At 45.0% G+C, this 2,913-nt stretch carries 1 protein-coding gene; it reads right to left on the bottom strand.

All coding sequences use genetic code 11. The annotated features are described in order from the left end of the window. Positions 1-91 precede the first annotated feature (91 nt). Positions 92-2,800 carry a bifunctional acetaldehyde-CoA/alcohol dehydrogenase gene (adhE, locus tag BCT81_RS12145; RefSeq protein ID WP_102424561.1) on the bottom strand — a complete coding sequence of 903 codons (2,709 nt, stop codon included), beginning with the start codon at positions 2,798-2,800 and terminating at the stop codon, positions 92-94. Between the last annotated feature and the right edge of the window lie 113 nt (positions 2,801-2,913).

Genomic DNA, 2,913 nt, shown 5'->3' with positions numbered 1-2,913 from the left:
GGGGTCAGTTCACTCTCGACTGGGGCTTTAATCTTTTCCCGATAGATAAGTATCGTGCTAGCGAAAACTTATCTCATAACTAACGTCTTACTTATGCGTTAGCTTTTTCTTTTTTAGCTTTTGGCGCTGCTTTCGCTTCAGCTGGTTTTTGGTCAGCTTTCTTAAGGATAACTGTAGTACCTTCGAAAGTTTCACCTTCAACAAATGCTTTACCGTAGTAAGACGCTAGTAGCACTTCTTTCAGCTCAGTGATTAGTGGGTAACGTGGGTTAGCACCTGTACACTGGTCATCGAACGCTTCTACAGCTAGCTCTTCTAGCTTAGCGATGAAGTCTGCTTCAGATACACCTGCCGCTTGGATAGACGTTGGGATATCTAGGTTCAGTTTCAACTCTTCTAGCCATGCTAGTAGACGTTCAATCTTCTGAGCAGTACGGTCACCTTCTTGGCTTAGGCCTAGGTGGTCAGCTACTTCAGCGTAACGACGGCGTGCTTGTGGGCGGTCGTATTGAGAGAACGCAGTTTGCTTAGTTGGGTTATCGTTCGCGTTGTAACGTACAACGTTAGAGATTAGTAGTGCGTTCGCCAAACCGTGTGGTAGGTGGAACTCAGCACCAATCTTGTGCGCCATAGAGTGACAAACACCTAGGAATGCGTTCGCGAATGCTACACCAGCGATAGTTGCTGCGTTGTGTACTTTCTCACGAGCGATTGGGTCGTTTGCACCGTTCGCGTAGCTTGAAGGTAGGTACTCTTTAAGCATCTTAAGTGCTTGTAGAGCTTGACCGTCTGAGTACTCGTTCGCAAGAACAGATACGTAAGCTTCTAGAGCGTGAGTTACTGCATCGTAACCACCGAATGCTGTTAGAGACTTAGGCATGTTCATTACAAGGTTAGCATCAACGATAGCCATGTTTGGCGTGATTTCGTAGTCAGCTAGTGGGTACTTAGCACCAGTCTTGTCGTCTGTAACAACCGCGAATGGCGTAACTTCTGAACCAGTACCTGAAGTTGTAGTAATACATACAAGCTCAGCTTTCTTACCCATTTTAGGGAACTTGTAGATACGTTTACGGATATCCATAAAGCGCATTGCTAGTTCTTCGAAGTGAGTTTCTGGGTGCTCGTACATAACCCACATGATCTTCGCAGCATCCATTGGTGAACCACCACCTAGAGCTAGGATTACGTCAGGTTGGAAGCTCTTCATTGCTTCAGCGCCTTTCTCAACAACAGATAGTGTTGGATCTGCTTCTACGTCGAAGAAAGTTTGAACTTCAATGCCTTGTGCTTTAAGCAGGCTAACTACGTCATCAGCGTAACCGTTGTTGAATAGGAAACGGTCAGTTACTAGGAATGCGCGTTTCTTACCTTCTAGGTCGCTCATTGCGATTGGAAGGCTACCACGACGGAAGTAGATAGACTTAGGTAGTTTGTGCCACAACATGTTTTCAGCTCGCTTCGCTACAGTTTTCTTGTTGATAAGGTGCTTAGGACCTACGTTCTCAGAGATAGAGTTACCACCCCATGAACCACAACCTAGAGTTAGAGAAGGTGCAACGTTGAAGTTGTACAGGTCACCGATACCACCGTGAGTAGTCGGGATGTTAATTAGGATACGAGCAGTCTTCATCTTGTCACCGAAGTAACGGATGCGGTCTGCGTTTGTATCTTGGTTAGTGTAAAGGCCAGATGTGTGACCGATACCACCGATTTCAACCATAGTTACCGCTTGAGCAACAGCGTCTTCGAAGTCGTCTGCACGGAATAGACCTAGAGTTGGAGACAGTTTCTCGTGAGCGAACTCGTCATCGTAAGAAACTTTACCAAGACCTTCACCTACAAGTACTTTTGTATCAGCAGGAACTTTAACACCAGCCATTTCAGCGATTGCTGGAGCAGGTTGACCTACGATTTTAGCGTTTAGGTTACCGTCGATAAGAAGTACTTTACGTACTTTATCAGCGTCAGCTTTAGATAGAACGTGAGCTTTGTGAGAAGCGAAACGCTCTTTAACTTCTTCATATACATCGCTAACAACGATTGCAGCTTGCTCAGAAGCACATACAACGCCGTTATCGAATGTTTTAGACATTAGGATAGACGCTACAGCACGTTTGATGTCAGCTGTTTCATCGATAACGACAGGAACGTTACCAGCACCAACACCGATAGCAGGCTTACCAGAAGAGTATGCTGCTTTAACCATGCCTGGACCACCAGTAGCAAGGATAAGTGCGATACCGTCGTGCTTCATAAGCGCGTTAGAAAGCTCTACAGATGGTTGGTCGATCCAACCAATGATGTCTTTTGGAGCCCCCGCTGCAACCGCTGCGTCTAGTACAAGTTTCGCTGCGTCGTTAGTTGAGTTCTTTGCACGTGGGTGTGGCGAGAAGATGATGCCGTTACGTGTTTTAAGAGAGATTAGAGATTTGAAGATTGCTGTAGAAGTTGGGTTCGTTGTTGGAACGATACCACAGATGATACCTACAGGCTCAGCGATAGTCATTGTGCCTAGGTTGTCATCTTCTTCTAAGATGCCACATGTTTTTTCGTCTTTGTATTTGTTGTAGATAAATTCAGATGCAAAGTGGTTTTTGATAACCTTATCTTCAACAATACCCATTCCAGATTCAGCTACTGCTTGTTGTGCAAGTGGAATACGAGCGTGGTTAGCAGCAAGAGAAGCTGCACGGAAGATTGCGTCTACTTTCTCTTGAGAGAATGTTGCAAACTCTTCTTGTGCTGCTTTGACGCGAGCTACTAGAGCATCAAGTTCCGCTAAGTTAGTTACAGGCATGGTGGATCTCCTAAAATAATAAATATTAAAAACTTTTTATTAAACTCGCTGCTTGCCGTTAACCTTAAACACCAGCGTTCTTAGTAAATTGCTTTCAGGGCTGAGTATATTAT

Origin of the sequence: Vibrio sp. 10N.261.52.A1 (assembly GCF_002876325.1) — a bacterium.
GTDB classification, from domain to species: domain Bacteria; phylum Pseudomonadota; class Gammaproteobacteria; order Enterobacterales; family Vibrionaceae; genus Vibrio; species Vibrio chagasii.
This window is presented reverse-complemented; position numbering and strand designations above follow the sequence as displayed.